Raw genomic sequence first — 363 nt, 5'->3', positions numbered from 1 at the left:
GCGCACTCGGGTCGGCTGGTGCGAATTTTCCGCCCGGTTGTTCAATCCCTTGTGCTGCCGATGCTCAACGTTCAGACCCAGGGCGTTGTTCGCTGCCGCGTAGCTGCGCAGCTTGTCCGTCACCATCACGCGCGGACAGCCATGGCGCCTGAGCAACTTGCGCATTAACCGTTTGGCTCCTGTCGTGTCGCGGCGGCGCTGCACCAGCACCTCGAGCACCGCGCCGTGCTGATCGACGGCCCGCCACAGCCAGTGCTTGCGGCCGTTGATCGTCACGACCACTTCGTCCAGATGCCACCTGTCATCGCGCCCCGTCGCCGTCGAGCGAATCCGCTTTGCGATCGACAGACCGAATGTCGTCGC

General features: G+C 64.7%; 1 protein-coding gene. It reads right to left on the bottom strand.

Going from position 1 to position 363, the window contains the following annotated elements; all coding sequences use genetic code 11:
- Window positions 1-363: IS6 family transposase (locus tag RZR99_RS33175; RefSeq protein ID WP_323123873.1), on the bottom strand; the 363-nt coding region annotated here is incomplete at both ends.

Source organism: Burkholderia alba (assembly GCF_034721475.1).
Lineage (GTDB): Bacteria > Pseudomonadota > Gammaproteobacteria > Burkholderiales > Burkholderiaceae > Burkholderia > Burkholderia alba.
Note: the sequence above shows the minus strand (reverse complement) of the source record. Positions and strands in the feature narration are given on the sequence as shown.